Source organism: Isachenkonia alkalipeptolytica, from assembly GCF_009910325.1.
GTDB lineage: Bacteria > Bacillota > Clostridia > Peptostreptococcales > T1SED10-28 > Isachenkonia > Isachenkonia alkalipeptolytica.
This window is the reverse complement of the sequence record NZ_SUMG01000009.1, coordinates 82,575-100,798: the sequence shown is the minus strand read 5'-3', so window position 1 is coordinate 100,798 and position 18,224 is coordinate 82,575. Positions and strand designations below refer to the sequence as shown.

Here is an 18,224-nt window from a genome sequence, read left to right as displayed (position 1 = left end):
AGTTTATTAAGGTTACCCAAAAACATTATACCTTGGTAATTTCTGTATTTTACAAAATCACGATTACCGCCAGCAATCTGGTGCTTATGTTTTAACTATTTAAGGACATTTTCTAAAAGGGTTGACAATAAAAGGGTTCTTGCAATTGAATCCGGAATCACGGAATTTTCCGGTGCTTCACCGGACATCCCATAAATTTTACGGAAAAACAAAATAGCCGCCAAAGAGCCTACTGGAGCAGGCTTTTTGACGGCGATCTTTTTGAAGAATAATAGAGCGGTACCCTTTAGGAATCCTTGATTTTTTTTCGACGGGTGTTCCAAAGGGTTTTTGTAAAGGAGAATAAAAGAATAATCCCCGGTATGATTAAATAATCCCTAAGGGCTGTGAAGATGATGGTGCTATTGAATGAAAAAGTGGCCCCCTGGAAAGTGGAGAGAATGCCATAGGCAACGGTCACGGTAATCAAATACATCACCGTTCCTAAAATGAGATAGGGTTTGCTTTTTCGCATTTCTGACTTAAAGGTCTTTCCAAAACTCTGCGGATATTCCATGGATATCATCCTTTCGTAAATACTTGTCCAATTGCCTCTATTGTAATAGACCGTGGGAAAGATTACAAGAGCAAGGGAGGAATTAAAGAGGATATTTTGAAACAGAAGATTATTGTGGCGCATCCCCTTTGAATCAATTGATAATTATTATCAAAAACCATGGTTATATCATACAAAAAGTGGTATAATTATGCTAAGGATAAGTAAGGTGAAAACAATTACCCTAAGGATAAACATAAAGGAGACTTTCCTATGAAAACTAAAAAGAAAATTATTTTGCTATTAGTTTTTGTACTTTTGTTAGGGTCCATCTATACGGTAGCATCTTCAAGGGAACAGAATGGAGAAGAACAGGGGGTTGTGGAAACGAATCCCGTTTATAACCGGGAAGATTACAGCGTGGCCACTTTTGCCGGAGGCTGCTTTTGGTGCATGGAACCCCCCTTTCGAAAGCTGCCCGGTGTAATTGATGTGACCTCGGGATACACGGGAGGGGATACGGAAAATCCCACCTATGAAGAGGTGACCGCCGGGGGCACTGGACATGTGGAGGCCGTAGAGGTCATCTATGATGAAGAGCGGATCTCCTACGAATCCTTACTCCAGGTTTACTGGCGACAAATCAATCCCACCGATGATGGAGGACAGTTCGTGGACCGGGGACATTCCTACACTTCCGCCATCTTTTATCATGACGAAGAGCAGCGGGAGTTAGCAAAAACCTCGAAGGAAGCCCTGGAAGCATCGGGGCGATTTGACCGTGGCTTGGTAACCCCTATTCGAGCCGCTACCGAGTTCTACCGGGCGGAGGAGTATCATCAGAATTATGCGCAAAGAAATCCCCGCCGCTATAATTTCTATACAAGAAACTCGGGACGGGATGAGTTTTTAGACGACGTCTGGGGAGAGGAACGGGAATATTCGGTGCCCCATAAAATCAACGGCTTTGTAAAGCCTTCCGATGAAGAACTGCAAGAGATGCTGACGCCCCTGCAATACCGGGTTACCCAGGAGGACGGAACGGAACCGGCCTTTAACAATGAATACTGGGACAACAAGGAAGAGGGGATTTACGTGGACATCGTATCGGGAGAACCGCTTTTCAGCTCGAAGGACATGTATGACTCCAAAACCGGATGGCCCAGTTTTACTAGACCCTTAGTGGAGGAGAACATTGTGGAGCGGGAAGATCGAAAATTGTTAATGGTTCGAACCGAGGTCAGGAGTCTCCACGGGGATTCCCATTTAGGCCATGTATTTGAGGACGGACCGGAACCTACGGGACTCCGTTATTGCTTGAATTCCGCCGCCCTGAGATTTATTCCGAAGGAGGATTTGGCAAGGGAGGGCTATGAAGAGTTTGAAGACGTATTTGATCATTGATCAAATTCTTATGGGAGAAGGACCATCGCTTATGGAGGATGGTCTTTTTTTCTGTGTACAAGCCGAGGAAAAGGCGAAGAAGAATAAGGATTTTAGGGAGTTTTGTCTAGGGCAAAAAATAAATTCATCAAGATTTAGGGTAAGGGGCAGGATTTTCTCCGGTACATATGGAATAATTAAAGGGACGAGGAAATAAGTTCAAGGTGCCTGGAAAATCCATCAGGAAAATAGGGTTTTTGACCCTGGAAGGCATAATCGGGGAACCGTGGAGGAACCCTGACAGAAAGAGGGAGGGAAATCCGTTGAAAAAGGATAAAGGAAGAAACCCTAGCAAAAAAAGAGGAATACCCTCTCCCGGGAAAAAGAGGGTGATCCTGAGTCTTTTTTTCTGGATGGTCACCGCCCTGACCTGCAGTTATGGGGAGGAAGAAGTCACGTTGCAGCTTCGCTGGGATCATCAGTTTCAATTTGCCGGTTATTACGCGGCCCTTTGGGAGGGCTATTATGAAGAGGCGGGCTTTGATGTAAGGATTGTAAGCGGCTTTGATGAAAGCCGGGAGGTGCTCTCCGCCCCGAAGGAAGTGGGGGAGGGCCGGGCGGATTTCGGCATCGGCGCCTCGGATATTTTAACCTATCGGGAGCAGGGCTACGATTTTACTGTGGTGGCTTCAATTTTTCAACGGAGTCCCGTGGAATTTTATATGAAGGCGGACACTCCCTATCAGAGTTTAGTGGATTTCATGGACCTTAAGGTCGGCCGACGGGAAAATGATTTGTTGGATATTGAACTCCGGGCCATGCTTATTCAGGAGGGGATGGATCCCGAGAGGCTTCCCAAAATCTCCGGGGACTATGATTTTTCCATTGAGGATCTCACCGAGGGGAACTTTGATGTGATCCCCGGGTACTTAGGAACCATCCCCTACGAAGGAGAGCTTCAGGGGGTAGAGCTTCGAAGGGTACGACCCATTGATTACGGCATCGATTTTTATGGGGACAGTTTGTTTACCAACCGGGAGTATGCACTTAAAAATCCGGAAAGGGTCCATGATTTTAAAGAGGCCAGCCTAAAAGGATGGCAGTACGCTCTGGAAAACCCCGAGGAAATCATAGACAAACTCCTGGGGGAGTTTCATGATCCCGAAAGGATGTCGCGGGAAGAGTACCGGGGCTATAATGAATTTCAAAAAGAACAGGTGCTGGAGTACAGTCTGTATCCCGTGGTGTCCCTGGGAAACATCAACCCCCATCGCTGGGAAGAGATGGAGGAGATTTTAGTGGAGCTGGAGGTTTTGGAGGAAGAAAGGGATTTTCAGAACTTTATCTTCGACTACCGGGGTATCCTGGAAGCTCAAAGACAGCGGGTCATCCGTATACTCCTGGCCATATCCCTGGGCTTGGGCCTGGCAACGGTTTTATTCTTCGTATATTATATTACCTCTAAAAAAACCATGGATAAACTTCAGGTCCTGGTGGAGGAAGCGGTAAAGGAAAATCAACGGCAGGAGGGCATCATTCTCTATCAGTCCCGCCTGGCGGCCATGGGGGAGATGATCGGCCACATTGCCCATCAATGGCGGCAACCCTTAAATCAACTGAATTTGATGATTACCAATGTAGCCGAGGCCCATCAGGATGGGGAGCTCAAGGGTGAAGAGATGGAGGAGTTTAGAAGGCGGTCCCGAACTTTGATTTATAAAATGTCGGAAACCATTGATGATTTTCGGTACTTTTTCAAGCCCCAGAAGAAAAAGGAGATTTTTGATGTTCGGCGGCTGATCCGCTCCACGGTGGAATTGTTAAAAGACCCTATTCGTCTAAGGGATATCACCCTGGAGATCAAAGAAGAGGTAATGGAGGAGAAAACCGGGGAAGCAGGGTTTTTAGTCAGGGGCTATGGGAACTATTTTTCCCAGGGGATGTTTAATCTGGTGCACAATGCCTTGGATTCCGTGGAAGGGGAAGAAAAGGAGCATCGACGGATCCTGATCGAAATTTTGGACTACAAAGACACGGTGAAAATTCTTATCAGAGACTGGGGCAGCGGCGTGTCCGAAGAGGACCTCCCAAGGATTTTTGAACGCTACTTTACCACCAAGGAAAAGAAATATGGAACCGGTTTAGGAATGTATATTACCAAAACCATTGTGGAGGACCATTTATGGGGAACCATCGGGGCAGAAAACACGGAAAAAGGATTTCAGGTAATCATTGAAATCCCCAAAGGAGGGTAAGGCCAATGAATCAGGAAAAAGACCGTCCCAGGGAAGGGGTTTTGCCGAACCTATCCCTACTGTACATCGAGGATGATCCGGAAACCCGAATCGAGCTAACCCGTTTTTTAAAAAGGCGGCTGGGCAAGGTATCCACCGCGGAAAACGGAATCGAAGGGTTAAAAAAACTGGAACGGGAGTCCATCGACCTCATCATCACCGACCTTAAAATGCCCTTGATGGACGGGATGAAAATGGTGGAGGAAATTCGGGAAAAGGGCCTGGAGATTCCGGTGATCATCACCTCGGCGCTGTCGGACAGCGAGGGGATTTTAGAAGCCATGGACTTAGGGGTGGTTAAATATGTGGTAAAACCCATGGATCCGGAAGCCTTAATGGAGGTGATCGGAACCATCGGGGAGAAACTGTGGGAAGAACGCCGGCGAAAACAGCTGAAGGGACCTGTATGGAGCATAAAGGAGGAAAAGGTCGCCCTGGAAAAACAGCTGGAAAAGAAAACGGCGGCGATTTTGAAGAAATGGACCGGGAAGGGCCCCAGGAAGATTCAGGTCTTTATCCAAGGGGAGGAAATCTTCGTAAATATTCAGGATATGTTAACCCCCATGGAAAAAAAGCTTTCGGCCAATCCCAAACATATCACCCTGATATCCTATTTCCGTCGCTCCTTGTATGAAGAGCTGAAAAAGGAGCTGGAAGAACATTTCGCCGGGGTTTTAAGTCTGCCCTGTCAGCTGACAAAGGTGGAACAGGATATTCGGGAAGACCGGGAATACCTGGTATTTACCGTAGAATAATGGCTAAAAAGGTAATAAAGGAAGGGAACAAAGAATTTTTTGAAGATTAGGGCAAGTACCTTTACAACTTTTCCGGGACTATGATATAATATTGTCAAGGTGGAGAAGAAGCGAAGCGCTGACTTTTCCATCAAGGTTTAGAAATCCAAACAATTAAATATACGCTGAACAAGATTTAAAGAAAACCGTGGTTTTGCTTTAAACGGTCAGCCCAAAAGAAGAGATTCTTTTGTGCTGGCTTTTTTTATGGAAAGATTTTATGAAAAAAATATGTAAGGAGGCGTAAAAATGGACAAAGGAAGTACGGAGTTACGCAGTCGTTCAGTTTTTGAGTTGCATGGATTGCCCAGTATGGCCAAGGCATTTCCCCTGGGGATCCAGCATGTGCTGGCTATGCTGGTGGGCAATATCACCCCGGCCATTATCATCGGGGGCGTGGTGGGCCTCGGCACCGGGGACGCCACTCTATTGGTGCAAAGCGCCATGTTTATTGCGGGAATTGCCACCTTGATTCAGCTGTACCCCATGGGGAAGGCAGGGTCTACCTACCGGATCGGCTCGGGACTGCCGGTGATTATGGGCGTCAGTTTTGCCTATATCCCCCCGCTGATCGCCATCGGCAGTCAATACGGAATCGCAGCAATTTTAGGTGCCCAAATGATTGGTGGTGTAGTGGCGGTGATTGTGGGTATATTTATTAAACCGATACGAAAATACTTTCCTCCCATGGTGGCGGGCACCGTGGTGTTTACCATCGGACTGTCCCTGTATCCCACGGCGATAAACTACATGGCAGGGGGCATGGGTCAGACGGGGTACGGGTCCTATACCAACTGGCTGGTAGCCGTGGTTACCCTTTTGGTGGTGCTTTTTTGCAATCAGTTTGCCAAGGGCTATCTAAAGCTTGCTTCGATTCTAGTGGGGATTTTAGCCGGATATTTTCTGGCCTTGCCTTTAGGTCTCGTGGATTTTGCTCCGATTGCCGAGGCCTCCTGGTTTGCCCTGCCGAGACCGCTATACTTCGGCATTGAGTTTTATCCCTCGGCGATTCTGACCATGGCTATTATGTATGTGGTAAACTCCGTACAGGCCGTAGGGGATCTTTCCGCAACCACGGTGGGAGGCATGGGTCGGGAGATCAGCGACGATGAACTCTCCGGGGGGATTATCGGAAACGGGGTGGCCAGTGTGATCGCTTCCCTCTTTGGCGGCCTTCCCACCGCCACCTACAGTCAAAATGTGGGGATTGTCAGCATGACCAAGGTGATCAGTAAATTCGTCCTGGCCTTAGCCGCAGGAATGATTTTACTTGCGGGCTTTGTGCCGAAGGTGGGAGCCCTGATGACCACCATCCCCCACAGTGTACTGGGAGGCGCCACCATTACGGTGTTTGCCCTGATTACCATGACGGGAATTCGGCTGATCATTCAGGATGAGCTGTCCATTCGAAACATCACCATTGTAGGTCTGGCCGTGGCCCTGGGGGTCGGCATCAGTCAAGTACCTGAAGCCCTAGAAGTGTTTCCCCAATGGTTTATGATGATTTTCGGCAGCTCCGCCGTGGTGATTTCCGCCATCGTCGTGTTCAGCTTGAATCTTATTTTACCGAAGAAAACCCTTGAGGACGAAAGAAAAGAGCGAGAAATAATGGAAAAAGAAATGGAAGTGGAGGGTTCATAAATGATCACCATAGGAAAATATTTTTTCCCAAAAACCCTGGAAGAAGCTTACGGAAAGCTTAGGGAACGACGGAACAATGCCGTGATCGGCGGCGGGGCCTACTTAAAGCTGGGCTCAAAGGCCATTGGCACCGCCGTGGATTTATCAAGTCTTAACCTGGATTACATCGATGAAAAGGAGGAGGGCTACGAAATCGGAGCCATGACCACCTTTGCGGCGGTGATGCTCCATAAAGATTTAAATAAAGATTTTAACAACCTTTTTCAACGATCCATTGAAGATATTGTGGGAATGCAACTGAAGAACATGGTGACCGTGGGCGCCACGGTGTATTCCCGCTACGGTTTTTCCGACTTTTTAACGGCCCTGTTGGCAACCGACACTGAAGTGAAGCTGTTTAAAGCAGGCTGGGTTTCCCTGGAGGAGTTCCTGGAAAAGGGACCAAAGGAGCGGGATATTGTGGAAAAAATCTGGATAAAAAAAGAAAAAGGAGTCTACAGTTTTCAGGACTTAAGAGGGTCCAGCAGCGACTATTCCATTCTCAACCTGGCCCTTTCCAAGGTGGATAACCATTACCAAATCGCCCTGGGGGCCAGACCCGGTAGGGCAACGCCGGCGGTGGAAACCGCCGCCTATTTATCGGGAAAAAAGCTCTCGGAGAAAGAGATGGAACAGGCGGGGGAAATCCTGGCCGAAGAGCTGGTTTTTGGAACCAATGGGAGAGGAACGAAGGAATACCGAAGAGCCATGGGAAAAGTACTGTTGAAAAAAGCCCTACAGGAGGTGTCCGCCCATGAAAATTAAGGTGACGGTCAACGGCAGAGAAAAAGAATGGGAGATTGCCCCCGACGACTACCTGGCGGAGGTCCTACGACGGGAAGGGTATTTCGGGGTAAAAAAGGGATGCGAGACGGAATCCTGCGGTCTTTGTACCGTTCATGTAAACGATATCGCCGTATTATCCTGCGGAACCCTGGCGGCCAAGGCCGACGGAAAGTCCGTCACCACCATTGAAGGGGTGGGAGAAAAGGCGGAACGGGTCCGGGAGGCACTGGCGAAAAGAGGGGTGGACCAATGCGGATTCTGTTCCCCGGGGACGATCATGAGCATTCTTTATTTGGAGAAGGTGGTGACAAACCCCACGGAGGAGGAAATTCTTCGGTATTTAAAAGGGAACTTTTGCCGCTGTTCCGGATACGTAGGGCAGTTGGAAGCGGTAAAATCTTATCTGGAGGGTCAAAAACATGAAGTATGTCAGTGATTCCATCAAAAAAATCGACAGCGATGCACTGCTGAAGGGAAAAGGGGTCTACACCGATGATCTGGCTCCGAAGGATGCCCTGTGCATTAAAGTGGTTCGAAGTCCCCACGCCTTTGCAAAAATTACCTCCATCGATGACCGCCAAACCCGAAGGGTACCGGGGGTGGAGATGGTACTGACCCATCAAGATCTACAAAGGATTCCCTTTACAAGGGCGGGGCAGTGCTATCCCGAGCTTTCCCCCTATGATAAATTTATACTGGATGAATACGTACGCCATGTGGGGGACGATGTGGCCATTATCGTCGCCGAAAACCAACGGGCTGCGGAGATCGGGGCCAAAAGGCTGAAAGTGACCTACGAAGTACTGGAGCCGGTACTGGACTACCGAAAGGCCGAGGGGCACCGCACCCTGGTCCATCCGGAAAAAGAGAATTTCATCCCCGTGGATTTCGTGGGCTATCACCGGGAGAAGAACCTGGCCTGTGAGATCGGCTTTGAGGTGGGGGAAATCGATGAGGTGTTAGAAACATCGGAGGTGGTCATAACAAAGTCTTATGAAAGTCAGGCCCAGGCCCAAGCCATGATGGAAACCCAACGAGCCTACAGTTATGAGGATACCTACGGCCGGTTGGTGGTGGTCTCCTCCACCCAGATTCCCTTCCATGTGCGAAGAACCCTGGCCCGGGCCCTGGATATGCCCATGGGTAAAATTAGGGTCATCAAGCCCCGAATCGGCGGAGGATTCGGCTCGAAGCAAAGCATACATGGGGAGTTTTATCCCGCCCTGATCACGAAGCTGACGGGAAAACCCAGCAAAATCCTTTACAGTCGAAAGGAAGTATTCTCCGGTACCACCTCCCGGCATAAAATGGGCTTTGACATCACCCTGGGAGCCACAAAGGAGGGGAAGATTTTAGGCATCGAAATGAAAGCCCTTTCCGACACGGGAGCCTACGGAGAGCATGCCAACACCACCGTGGGGGCCGCGGGGAAAAAAGTGTTGACCCTGTATAATAAGGTCAAGGCCTGCAGCTTTAAGGGAAAGGCGGTATACACCAACAACCTTCCCGGCGGGGCACTGAGGGGCTTCGGAGTAACCCAGGGAACCTTCGCCTTGGAGTCTGCAGTGAACGAACTGGCGGAAAAGCTACAGATGGACCCCGTGAAACTTCGGGAGATCAATATGATTCAAAAGGGGGAAACCACCCCGATATATAATATTATTACCAAGGGATCCGGTTCCGATCCGATTTACATGGACAGCTGTGAGCTGGAGGCCTGCGTCCAAAGGGGAAAAGAGATTTTCGCCTGGGAGGATCGCCGTCGCCGGATCGCCAAGGAGAAAGAGGCCCTCAGGGAAAAAGGGAAAGCCCGGGGCGTGGGTATGGCCATCGCCCAGCAGGGTTCGGGGCTTCCCAATATTGACATGGCGGGAGCCACGATCAAACTCAATGATGACGGCTTTTTCACTTTGCTGGTGGGGGCCACGGATATCGGCACCGGCAGCGATACGATCCTGAGTCAAATCGCCGCCGAGGCCCTGGATGTTTCCGTGGAGCAGATCAATATCCACGCCTCGGATACCGACGTCAGCCCCTTTGACAGTGGCGCCTATGCCTCAAGCACCACCTACACCTCGGGGAACGCCGTAATTGAAGCCTGTAAAAACATGGAGGCCCTGATCAGGGAATACGGAGCCAAGGTTTTGGAGGAAAACACCGAGGATGTTTCCTTTGAAGGGGGAAGAATTTTCAGTAACAGGGGAAAGGAGATTTCCCTGGAGGCCTTTTCGAAAAAAATCACCTACTCCATGATCCACCAACAGCTTACCGCCACGGGATCCTTTGTGCCGAAAAAAGCGGCGCCTCCTTTCATGGCCGGCTTTGCGGAAGTGGAGGTGGATTTGGACACGGGGAAAACCGATCTTCTGGACTTTGTAGGAGCGGTGGACTGCGGTACCGCCATCAATCCTACCCTGGCCCGGGTGCAAGCCGAAGGGGGGATTGTTCAGGGCATGGGTATGGCCTTATATGAAGAGGTGAAGGTAAATGCCAAGGGGAAGTTAAAATCCAACTCTTTTATGGAGTACAAAATCCCCACCCGAAAGGATGTCCATAACATTCAGGTGGAGCTGATTGAAGGCCACGACGATACGGGACCCTACGGGGCAAAATCCATCGGCGAGGTTGTGGTCAACACCGTGCCCCCGGCGATTATGGAGGCCATTTATCAGGCCACAGGGGCAAGAATCCGCACCCTTCCCGCCACCCCGGAGAAGGTATGGCGGGCAATGGAGAAGAAAAAGCAGGAGAACAATAAAACAGGAGAATAATCATGTTTACGGTTAATACGCTAGGTCAATACGCTAGGTCAATACGCTAGGTCAATACGCTGGGGACGCTGAAGAGGAACATTATTCAGCGTCTTTTTGCTTTTACAGATCCTCGGTTACAGATCCCCCGCCGGCGTTGATGATCTACAAGCAAACTGAAATTTTCATGGTTCAAAGTCCCTGTGTATATGTGTAGGGAATGTGTATAAAAGAGGGGATTTTCTGCTGAAAAACCAAAAAACTATCCACAGGGGATTCAAACCTTACATCCGGTTAAAAGGCTACCCCCTCTTTAAAGGCACCCCCCTTAAAACAGTGCATCCGCTAGAGTGACAAGAGCAATCCTTAAAAGGAAGGGAAAAACTGTGTTTTCTTTTGTGTCACGGGTATAAGTAAAGAAATGAAAACATGGGAAGGAAGGATCCAAATGAATACCCAGGAATTTTTAACCCAAGTATCGGCAACCCCGGAGGAACGAGAGGTTTTAGAAATCATTGCTTCCTCCCGTCCCTTAAAAAAATTACAAGGTCGTTACCCTAAACCCTTGGACTTGTTACGCTCCCCTTATTTAGACAATCCCTATGTTTTTAATGCGCTTCTTCAGGATTTCTCCAGGGACCATTATTCCTTCCGCCCCTATATAAAAGCCTTAAAGGGCCTTTATCCTAAGGACCCCAAGGGGTTATCCCTGCTATCCTTTATGATGGCCCTGTCCATTGAAATGGAAGAGCCCTTGGTTCAAGAGAAGGTGTTGTACCTCTTTCGCCACAGTTTTCCTGAAAATTCACCGGAGAGCTTCGGACTCTACAGTTATCTTTTGTATTTCTCCTTTTCCCTGGAGGCGTATCCTGTGTTAGAAAAATACCGTCCCTATACCACCAGGATTCGGGAGGCCGTCCCCTTAGAACATTTCCCGGAGCAATTTTCCCTGCTGCAGTTTCTGTTTCAGGGCAATCCCCTGCAAATCGGGAAAGGAGACAGCGGCGGCCTCAGCACTTTTTTATTACAGCTGGGAAAAGCCCTAACCCGTTCCATGGAAATCAGTGAAGTGTATACCCTGTCCTTAATAGATGTTTCCAAGGACCATTCATCCTTTCCCCTGGTGCAAAAAATCGAGGACGAACATATTGCCATTACCCTTCCCTTTCATGTGGGAGAGGATCGGGGCTTTATCAAAAGTCATAGTTTTTTAAAGGCCATGGTATCCGTGGTGTTGAATAAACTCCAGCTAAACCCCAACATTTATCATGTGCGTTATTTGAATGATGCCTCTTTATCCATGGCAAAGCTTGGGAAGGAAAGAAAACGGCCGGTGGTACTGACCCTTACCCCGGATCCTCATCGATCCATGATCCATGAAAAAACCCATAGGGTTGTTCCCCATAACTATGAAGAGGGGATGGAAAAAATCCATAAAGTTCAGGTGGGGAAAAAAATGTTGGCAAGCACCGGGGGAGTTTTAGGCATCGGCGGTACAAAGGCGAAAAAAAGATTGCTGCAGTACTTTCCGGAGCTGGAGACCATGGCTAAAAACAAACCTTTTCAAATGATCAGTGAAGGGATAGATATCCATTTGCCCTCGAAAGAAAGCATTAATATTGAAAAAGTCTTAACTTCCAAATATCATCGCTACGCCATTGATCCGAAAAATCTAGGGAAACCCTATATAGTAAATGTGGGAAGGCTTCACCCCTTGAAAGGGCAACAAAAACTTCTGGAAGCTTTTTACCGCTCGGGAGCCTATGAAAAATACAATCTGCTGATCATCGGAGGCAATGTTCAACGACCCAATGAAGGGGAGCGGAATTTTTTGAACTTCGAAAAGGATTTTCTAAAGAGCCACCGGGAATTGCAGGGAAGCTATGTACATATACCGGGAGTACCCAATAGGATGGTTCGTTTGATCGAGCGGAAAATCAATAAGTTGGAAAACGCTGAACTGCCCCACATCTACTTTTGCTCCAGCGAAAAAGAGGAGTTCGGTATCGCCATCCTAGAGGCTATGGTGGAGGGTTTTATTGCCGTAGGGCCCAAAGCAGGAGGGGTATCGACCTACATTCAGCATGGAAAAAATGGTTTTTTAGGGGAGATGGGGAATGTGTGGGATATGGAAAAAAGTCTTCGGGAAACCATGGATTTTTTTGCAGCCCACCCGAAAAAAATACAAGGATTAAAAGAGAACAGCATAAAAACCATCCAAGAGGATTATTCCATGGAGGCCATCTCTTTGAAGTTTGCAAAATTCTACCGGGAGGTACTGAACTATGACAAGTGCTAAGAAAAGAATCATCATTTTAAGTCCCCCCTTTTACTCCCACTTTCACCCCTTGAAAACCCTGGGGAAAGCCTTGAAAGCTCAGGGAGCCCAAGTGGGAGTCGCCTGCAGTGAAGGCTTTCGAAGGGAGATTGAAGCCGCGGGACTACGGTTTTATCCGTTAAATATTAATACAAACCAAAATACGGGGATCGCAAAAAACACGGACCAGGACCGGGAGGAAAAAAAGCGCCTGGAGGAATTCTTCGAAGCCACCTACCATGGGCCGGTGAAAACCCTGATCACCCAAGGGGAGCACCGTATCCGGGATATGTTTTCCAATCCCGGGGAGCTGATCCATGCTCTTAGAAAGCTGCAGGAAACCCAGGAGGGGGATCTCTTTATTGTGGATCAATTATCCTACGGGGCCACTTTGGCCTTGATCGGTCTGGAAATTCCCTTTATCACCTTCTGTCCCCCCCATCCGGCAACCATCCAATCCAAAGAAGGGGTGAACGGATTGACGGAGCATTGGCCGGCGGTGCTGGAACCATCAGAGGAAGAAAAGCGGGAGCTGAAAAATAAGCAGGAGGAAGTAAACCAACGCTTTCGGAAGGCCTTTACCGAGGTTTTTCATCACCATTTTCCCCACCGGGAAATCCCCGGAGGGTTCTTCGAAAGTCCTTTTTCCCTAACCTCCCCCAGGGGAGTGCTGTTTAATTATCCCAGCTTTCCCGACGATGGTCATTCCAAGGGAAAGGAGAGGGAAAGAGGGGTTCCGGCCTACTATTTGCATTACTGCTTTGAACCCGAGGAATTAAAAGAACCCCTACGGTCCCGGGTCAAAAAGGAACCGGGACGGAAGGTGCTAATCTCCTTCGGCACCTTTCTGTCGGAGCGAAGGGATGTTATAGAGCGCCTGATGGAAGGCTTTTTAGACCAGGAGGACGACTGGCATATCTATGTTGCCGTGGGGGGGAATTCCGAGTTTTTCAATCGGTTTGATTCCCGAAGGGTAACCAAGGCTTCCTTTTTGCCTCAAAAAGCTCTGATGCCCCATATGGATTTAGTGGTGCATCACGGAGGGGCCAACAGTTTTACCGAGACCCTTTATTACGGGAAGCCGATGATGATCCTTCCCTTTTCCAGCGATCAGTTTGCCGTGGCCTTCGATGCCCAGGAGAACAAAATCGGGGCGGTACTGGATCCCAATCATATCACCAAAGAGGCCTTTGATGCCGCCATGGAAAAGCTCCGATCCCGGGAGGTAAACCAAGCTCTTCAGTTTTGGCGGGAAAAAGCCGTGGAAAAAGGGCCCCGAAAGGGAGCCCGTTGGATTTTGGAGCTTATGTCCTAGGAAAGCATGGGAATGCCTCCGGGATAGAACTTTTCTTATAATTCAAATGGTCAAATAGTTAAATAGTCAAAGAGTCAAATCCTCTAAATTTCAGTCCGCAAATGTTACTCAACAAATTCGATGGTGTCCATAAGATCGAGTACTTCATCAATCATATCCTCATATCCTGCGGGATCCTTAAGGAAATACACCCGAAAAACCAGGTTTTCCTTTGGGATGATACTGATTTTTTGCCGCTGTTCAATGGAGGTGTCCTCGGAAAGAAGCGCCTTGATCTGTTCTACACGGGCCCGAGCCAGGCTAAGGGATTGCTCCGGTTCCGGGCTTTCACTTTCCAGGTCCGTAAGGAGTGCTAAAAGCTCCTGTTGCAGCTCTTCATTTTCAGTAATAGCCTCTGTAAAAGACTCAGGATCCTGATAATCGGAAATAAAGTCCTGAACCTCGTCATAAGGGCTCAGCTCTTCCGATAAGTCTTGATAAAGGATTTCCCCGATGCCTTGTAAAATATCCACATCCAGCTGCAGGGTCTTTCCCTGATGACCGTCGATGGTAATGTCCTCGTAGGAAACCTTGGTGATGTAATCCTCTTTTTCCGCCGACTCCAGGCCCTCGGAAAATTCCTCCAGGACCCGTGCTTCAAAATCCTCCATTGTATCCAGGTGCCGTACTCTTTCCGCTTCAAGAACGAAATCATAACCGGCCTCCTGTTCGATGATAACCAGATTCGTGTCCCCGGAGGGTGAACCACTGACCTCCCATGCTTCCCGGTGTTGAAAGCGAAGGTAATCGTCTTAGTAGGTTATGTAGCTTTCCTCCGATGCCTCCCCATTGTCGGAATCTTCCTGTGAAACTTCCTCTGAAACTTCCGGATCTTCGGTATTACAGCCAACAAGAAAAACCAACATGAATAGTAAGACAAGCAACATTATCATTATTTTTTTCATCAGGTAGTCCCCTTTTTTATTTATTTTTCTAATTTTATTGTAACGGAAGGATTAAGCTATGTCCAGAAAACTTCCCCGGCTCCGTGACTGAAATTTCAAAAAAAAGTTATAAAGGTTATAATAATAGGGTATATACGGTATAATGGCAGAGTAACTATATTAAAGGAGGATTTTTATGATACCAACACCCCATATTGAAGCAAAGAATAAAAGTGAGATTGCAAAAACCGTGCTGATGCCGGGAGACCCCCTGCGGGCGAAGTTCATTGCCGACACCTTTTTAGAGGATGTGGTAAAGTTTAATCAAGTGCGTAATGTTTTAGGTTATACCGGAACCTATAAAGGCCGAAAAATTTCGGTGATGGCCAGCGGTATGGGTATGCCCAGTATTGGGATTTATTCCTATGAGCTCTATAATTTTTACGGTGTGGAAAACATCATTCGAATCGGTTCCTGTGGAGGATATACCGATAAAGTAAAACTCTACGATGTGATCCTGGCTAAGGATGCCTGGAGCGAATCCAGTTATGCCAAGGTGCAGGGAGGATACGACCGGGATGTTATTGAAGGGACGGAAGTCTTAAATGAAAGATTGTTGAACTACGCAAAGGATCTGGGGATCCCCATGCACACCGAAAGAATCCACTCCTCCGATGTCTTTTATCGGGAAAATTTTGAGGAGTACAAGGAAATCTATGAAAAACACGGTTGTGTAGGGGTGGAAATGGAAGCCTTTGCCCTGTTCCATAATGCCAAGGTGCTAGGGAAAAAAGCGGCCTGCCTGCTGACGGTTTCCGATAATTTGGCCACAAAGGAGGCCACCACATCGGAAGAGCGGCAGAATGCTTTTACCAATATGATGAAAATTGCTTTGGAAATGGCGGAATAACCGGCCAAGTGAAAATACCCCATGCTTAAAAAAATAAAAAAAAACTTCCCTTCAAAGAATACAGACAGGATGAAATCCAATACTTGAAGGGGAGGTTTTCTTTTTTGTGAAAGGGGATTATGAGCGTTTATCATAAAATTTCCGGGTATAAATTAGGCAATGAAGGACTTTTTTCAGAGGCCTGGAGGATTTTATCGGTTTCTTCTCTAGCTATCGGGATTTTCCGGTGGTACAATAGGAAGGGTATTTATACAGAAAGGACGGTAAAAAAATGAGTGATGTAAAGAAAACCTTGGACCAATGCCGCAAACCCCAGGGGCAGGAAGGCAAAGAAATCGTTGAAAAAATGAATAAAAATCATTATGAGGTTACGGGCTGGGGGCTTCAAATGCTCACCCTGGAGGATGACTCCCAAGTGGTTGATTTAGGCTGCGGCGGCGGAAAGACCGTGCAGCGCCTGGCCATTCATACCCCCCAGGGAAAAGTTTTCGGTCTGGATTATTCCGAGGACTGTGTAGAGTGGGCGAATGAGTTGAATCATCAAGAAGTTGAAGAGGGCAGGGTTGTGATTATCCGTGGGGATGTTACGGAGACTCCCTTCGAGGAGGAAAACTTTGATGTGGCCACGGCGGTGGAAACCGTTTATTTTTGGCCGGATATGGTAAAAGCCTTCAAAGAAGTCCACCGGATTTTAAAAAAAGAGGGACAGTTTTTAATCGTAAATGAGGCCTTCCCCGATGAAGGGCATCAGGAAAAAAATAAGACCTATGAAGAAGAGGGGGATATGGTCATCCCTACCCCGGAGGAATTGGAGAACTGGCTGAAAAAAGCGGGATTTAAAGAAGTCACCATTGAACTGGAAAAAGAAAAAAACTGGTTGAGAGCCCTGGCGCAAAAATAAGGGCCGGGGAAGTCGGTTACGCAAAAATAGCTATTATCGCAACCTTATTATAAGGTTATCTCAATAATTTATAGGAATCATGAGGCATGATACCGGAGGTATATACAATCGAAAAGAGGGTGTATTACCTCCTTTTTATGGAAAAATTCATGGTGGGTTTGATACTTGAAAGTGGGTTGTGCACCCCGGGCCAGATATAGCAATCTGGTAATACTTTAAGTTATACGAGGAGTGAGAAGATGGAAAAAAAGAATAAAATTTTTATCATGATGATGATTGCCATGGTCCTGGGATACTTACCCTGGTATAATTTCTCCGCGGTACTGAGCCAGATCGTAGCGGAGTTTGCCCTGTCGTCCCGAGACACGGGAATGATTTTATCCGCTTTTCAGGTAGGCTATGTGATCGTGGTGCTAATTACCGGTTGGCTTTCGGATAAAGTCGGGCCCAAAAAGGTGGTGGCCTGGGCAACCTTGATCACCGCCATCTCCTCCACCCTTTTTGTGTTCCTTGCCCGGGGATTTTTGAGCATCCTGTTGCTGCGTCTTGTGACAGGATTATCCGCAGGGGCCATCTACGTGCCCGGAATGGCCTTGCTGTCAAACTGGTTTCCCAAAAATGAACGGGGAAAAGTGATTGGAGGGTATACCGCCGCCTTGACCATGGCCTATGGGGGAGGGTATTTTATTGCGGCTCCCTTAGCCTCCCGTTATAGCTGGGAAGTAGGAATTTTGGCCACATCCCTTCCGGTGTTTATTGCAGCCATACTGGTGTTTCTTTTCGTAGAAGAAAAACCCGGGGAGGAAAATCGGCTCAAAACAGAGAAGGATCATTCGGGAATAGAAAATAATACAGTGAAAGATACAGTGAAAGATGCAGTGAAAGCTAAAAAAGTACATAAGGAAGAAGAGTCGGAAAAAGCGCCGGGGGTGAAAGCGGCTCCCCAGGGAGGCTACCGGGGTCCGGTGCTGATCACCACCGGTTACATGGGCCATATGTGGGAACTCTATGCCTTTTGGGGATGGATCGGTCCCTTTATGGTGGCCAGTGCCTTGGCCGCAGGCTATGGGGAGGCCCAAGCCATCGCCCTGGGCGGCCGGCTGGCGGCGATGATTATTCTTCTCGGAGCCCCCGGGTCCTGGTTCTTCGGCATCGTGGCGGACCGATGGGGAAGGATTAACACTTTAATGCTGGCCTCGATTTGCAGCTTGGTGGCCCAGCTGTTCTTTGGATTCCTGTATGGCCAGTCCATGGTACTGATTGTGATCGTGGGTCTTTGGATCGGCCTCTGGGTAGTGGCGGACTCCGGGATTTATAAGGCGGGGCTGACGGAGATGACCGATGAAGGCATTCGAGGCACCGCCCTGGGGGTACAGTCCGCTGTGGGCTATGGTATGACCATGCTCTCCCCCTTTGTCTTCGGCAGTGTGCTGGAAGTCTTCAATCAGGGAGCGGCGGACCCCACCCGGGCGGTTAATTGGGGGGTTCCCTTTATGATGCTGGGCATGGGAGCCCTATTGGCCCCAATTTCCGGATGGCTGTTAAAAAGAAGTCCCCAGGCAAAACTGATGAACGAAAAAGAGCAGTGAAAGAACAATGAAAGAACAGTGAAAAAACAGGGATAGAGCAGCGATTA

At 48.2% G+C, this 18,224-nt stretch carries 15 protein-coding genes; 12 read left to right on the top strand and 3 right to left on the bottom strand.

Annotated features, from left to right (window positions below; all coding sequences use genetic code 11):
- Positions 1–286: 286 nt before the first annotated feature.
- Positions 287–556 (bottom strand): hypothetical protein, encoded by a 270-nt coding sequence (locus ISALK_RS09020; protein WP_160721431.1) that lies wholly within the window; start codon positions 554–556, stop codon positions 287–289.
- 252 nt (positions 557–808) lie between these two features.
- Here ISALK_RS09020 and msrB point away from each other — a divergent pair, with 252 nt between their 5' ends.
- The 9 genes from msrB (at position 809) to ISALK_RS08975 (ending at position 13,854) form a co-directional block, all read left to right on the top strand.
- On the top strand, positions 809–1,939 hold the full coding sequence (msrB, locus tag ISALK_RS09015) for a peptide-methionine (R)-S-oxide reductase MsrB (RefSeq protein ID WP_160721429.1): 1,131 nt from the start codon (positions 809–811) through the stop codon (positions 1,937–1,939).
- Between the two features lie 302 nt (positions 1,940–2,241).
- A complete protein-coding gene (locus ISALK_RS09010) occupies positions 2,242–4,173 on the top strand; it encodes an ABC transporter substrate-binding protein (protein ID WP_160721427.1) in 1,932 nt (643 codons plus the stop codon).
- A 5-nt stretch (positions 4,174–4,178) separates the two neighbouring features.
- A complete protein-coding gene (locus ISALK_RS09005; protein ID WP_160721425.1) occupies positions 4,179–4,967 on the top strand; it encodes a Na-translocating system protein MpsC family protein in 789 nt (262 codons plus the stop codon).
- A gap of 288 nt (positions 4,968–5,255) precedes the next feature.
- On the top strand, positions 5,256–6,647 hold the full coding sequence (locus ISALK_RS09000) for a uracil-xanthine permease family protein (RefSeq protein ID WP_160721423.1): 1,392 nt from the start codon (positions 5,256–5,258) through the stop codon (positions 6,645–6,647).
- Positions 6,648–7,451: an FAD binding domain-containing protein gene (locus ISALK_RS08995; RefSeq protein ID WP_160721421.1), complete on the top strand. Its 804-nt coding sequence runs from the start codon at positions 6,648–6,650 to the stop codon at positions 7,449–7,451.
- Positions 7,441–7,908: a (2Fe-2S)-binding protein gene (locus ISALK_RS08990; RefSeq protein ID WP_160721419.1), complete on the top strand. Its 468-nt coding sequence runs from the start codon at positions 7,441–7,443 to the stop codon at positions 7,906–7,908. Before ISALK_RS08995 ends, ISALK_RS08990 begins: the two co-directional genes overlap by 11 nt.
- Positions 7,892–10,243, top strand: coding sequence for a xanthine dehydrogenase family protein molybdopterin-binding subunit (locus ISALK_RS08985; protein WP_160721417.1), 2,352 nt, complete (start codon positions 7,892–7,894; stop codon positions 10,241–10,243). The genes ISALK_RS08990 and ISALK_RS08985 overlap by 17 nt, the downstream gene beginning before the upstream one ends.
- Positions 10,244–10,670: 427 nt before the next feature.
- Positions 10,671–12,521, top strand: a complete 1,851-nt coding sequence (locus ISALK_RS08980; RefSeq protein WP_160721415.1) for a glycosyltransferase family 4 protein — start codon at positions 10,671–10,673, stop codon at positions 12,519–12,521.
- Positions 12,508–13,854, top strand: coding sequence for a glycosyltransferase (locus ISALK_RS08975; RefSeq protein WP_160721413.1), 1,347 nt, complete (start codon positions 12,508–12,510; stop codon positions 13,852–13,854). The genes ISALK_RS08980 and ISALK_RS08975 overlap by 14 nt, the downstream gene beginning before the upstream one ends.
- 104 nt (positions 13,855–13,958) lie before the next feature.
- Here the strand turns inward: ISALK_RS08975 and ISALK_RS08970 are convergent, their stop codons facing one another.
- Both ISALK_RS08970 and ISALK_RS08965 read right to left on the bottom strand, forming a co-directional pair.
- Positions 13,959–14,504 (bottom strand): hypothetical protein, encoded by a 546-nt coding sequence (locus ISALK_RS08970; protein ID WP_160721411.1) that lies wholly within the window; start codon positions 14,502–14,504, stop codon positions 13,959–13,961.
- A 141-nt stretch (positions 14,505–14,645) separates the two neighbouring features.
- Entirely contained in the window at positions 14,646–14,798 is a 153-nt protein-coding gene (locus tag ISALK_RS08965) for a hypothetical protein (RefSeq protein ID WP_160721409.1), read from the bottom strand.
- Positions 14,799–14,976: 178 nt separating this feature from the next.
- Between ISALK_RS08965 and deoD the strand changes: the two genes are divergently transcribed.
- From deoD to ISALK_RS08950, 3 genes are all read left to right on the top strand, one after another.
- Positions 14,977–15,687: a purine-nucleoside phosphorylase gene (gene deoD / locus ISALK_RS08960; protein WP_160721441.1), complete on the top strand. Its 711-nt coding sequence runs from the start codon at positions 14,977–14,979 to the stop codon at positions 15,685–15,687.
- Positions 15,688–15,958: 271 nt separating this feature from the next.
- Positions 15,959–16,588, top strand: a complete 630-nt coding sequence (locus ISALK_RS08955) for a class I SAM-dependent methyltransferase (protein WP_160721407.1) — start codon at positions 15,959–15,961, stop codon at positions 16,586–16,588.
- A gap of 239 nt (positions 16,589–16,827) precedes the next feature.
- Positions 16,828–18,177, top strand: a complete 1,350-nt coding sequence (locus ISALK_RS08950; protein WP_160721405.1) for an MFS transporter — start codon at positions 16,828–16,830, stop codon at positions 18,175–18,177.
- Positions 18,178–18,224 lie beyond the last annotated feature (47 nt).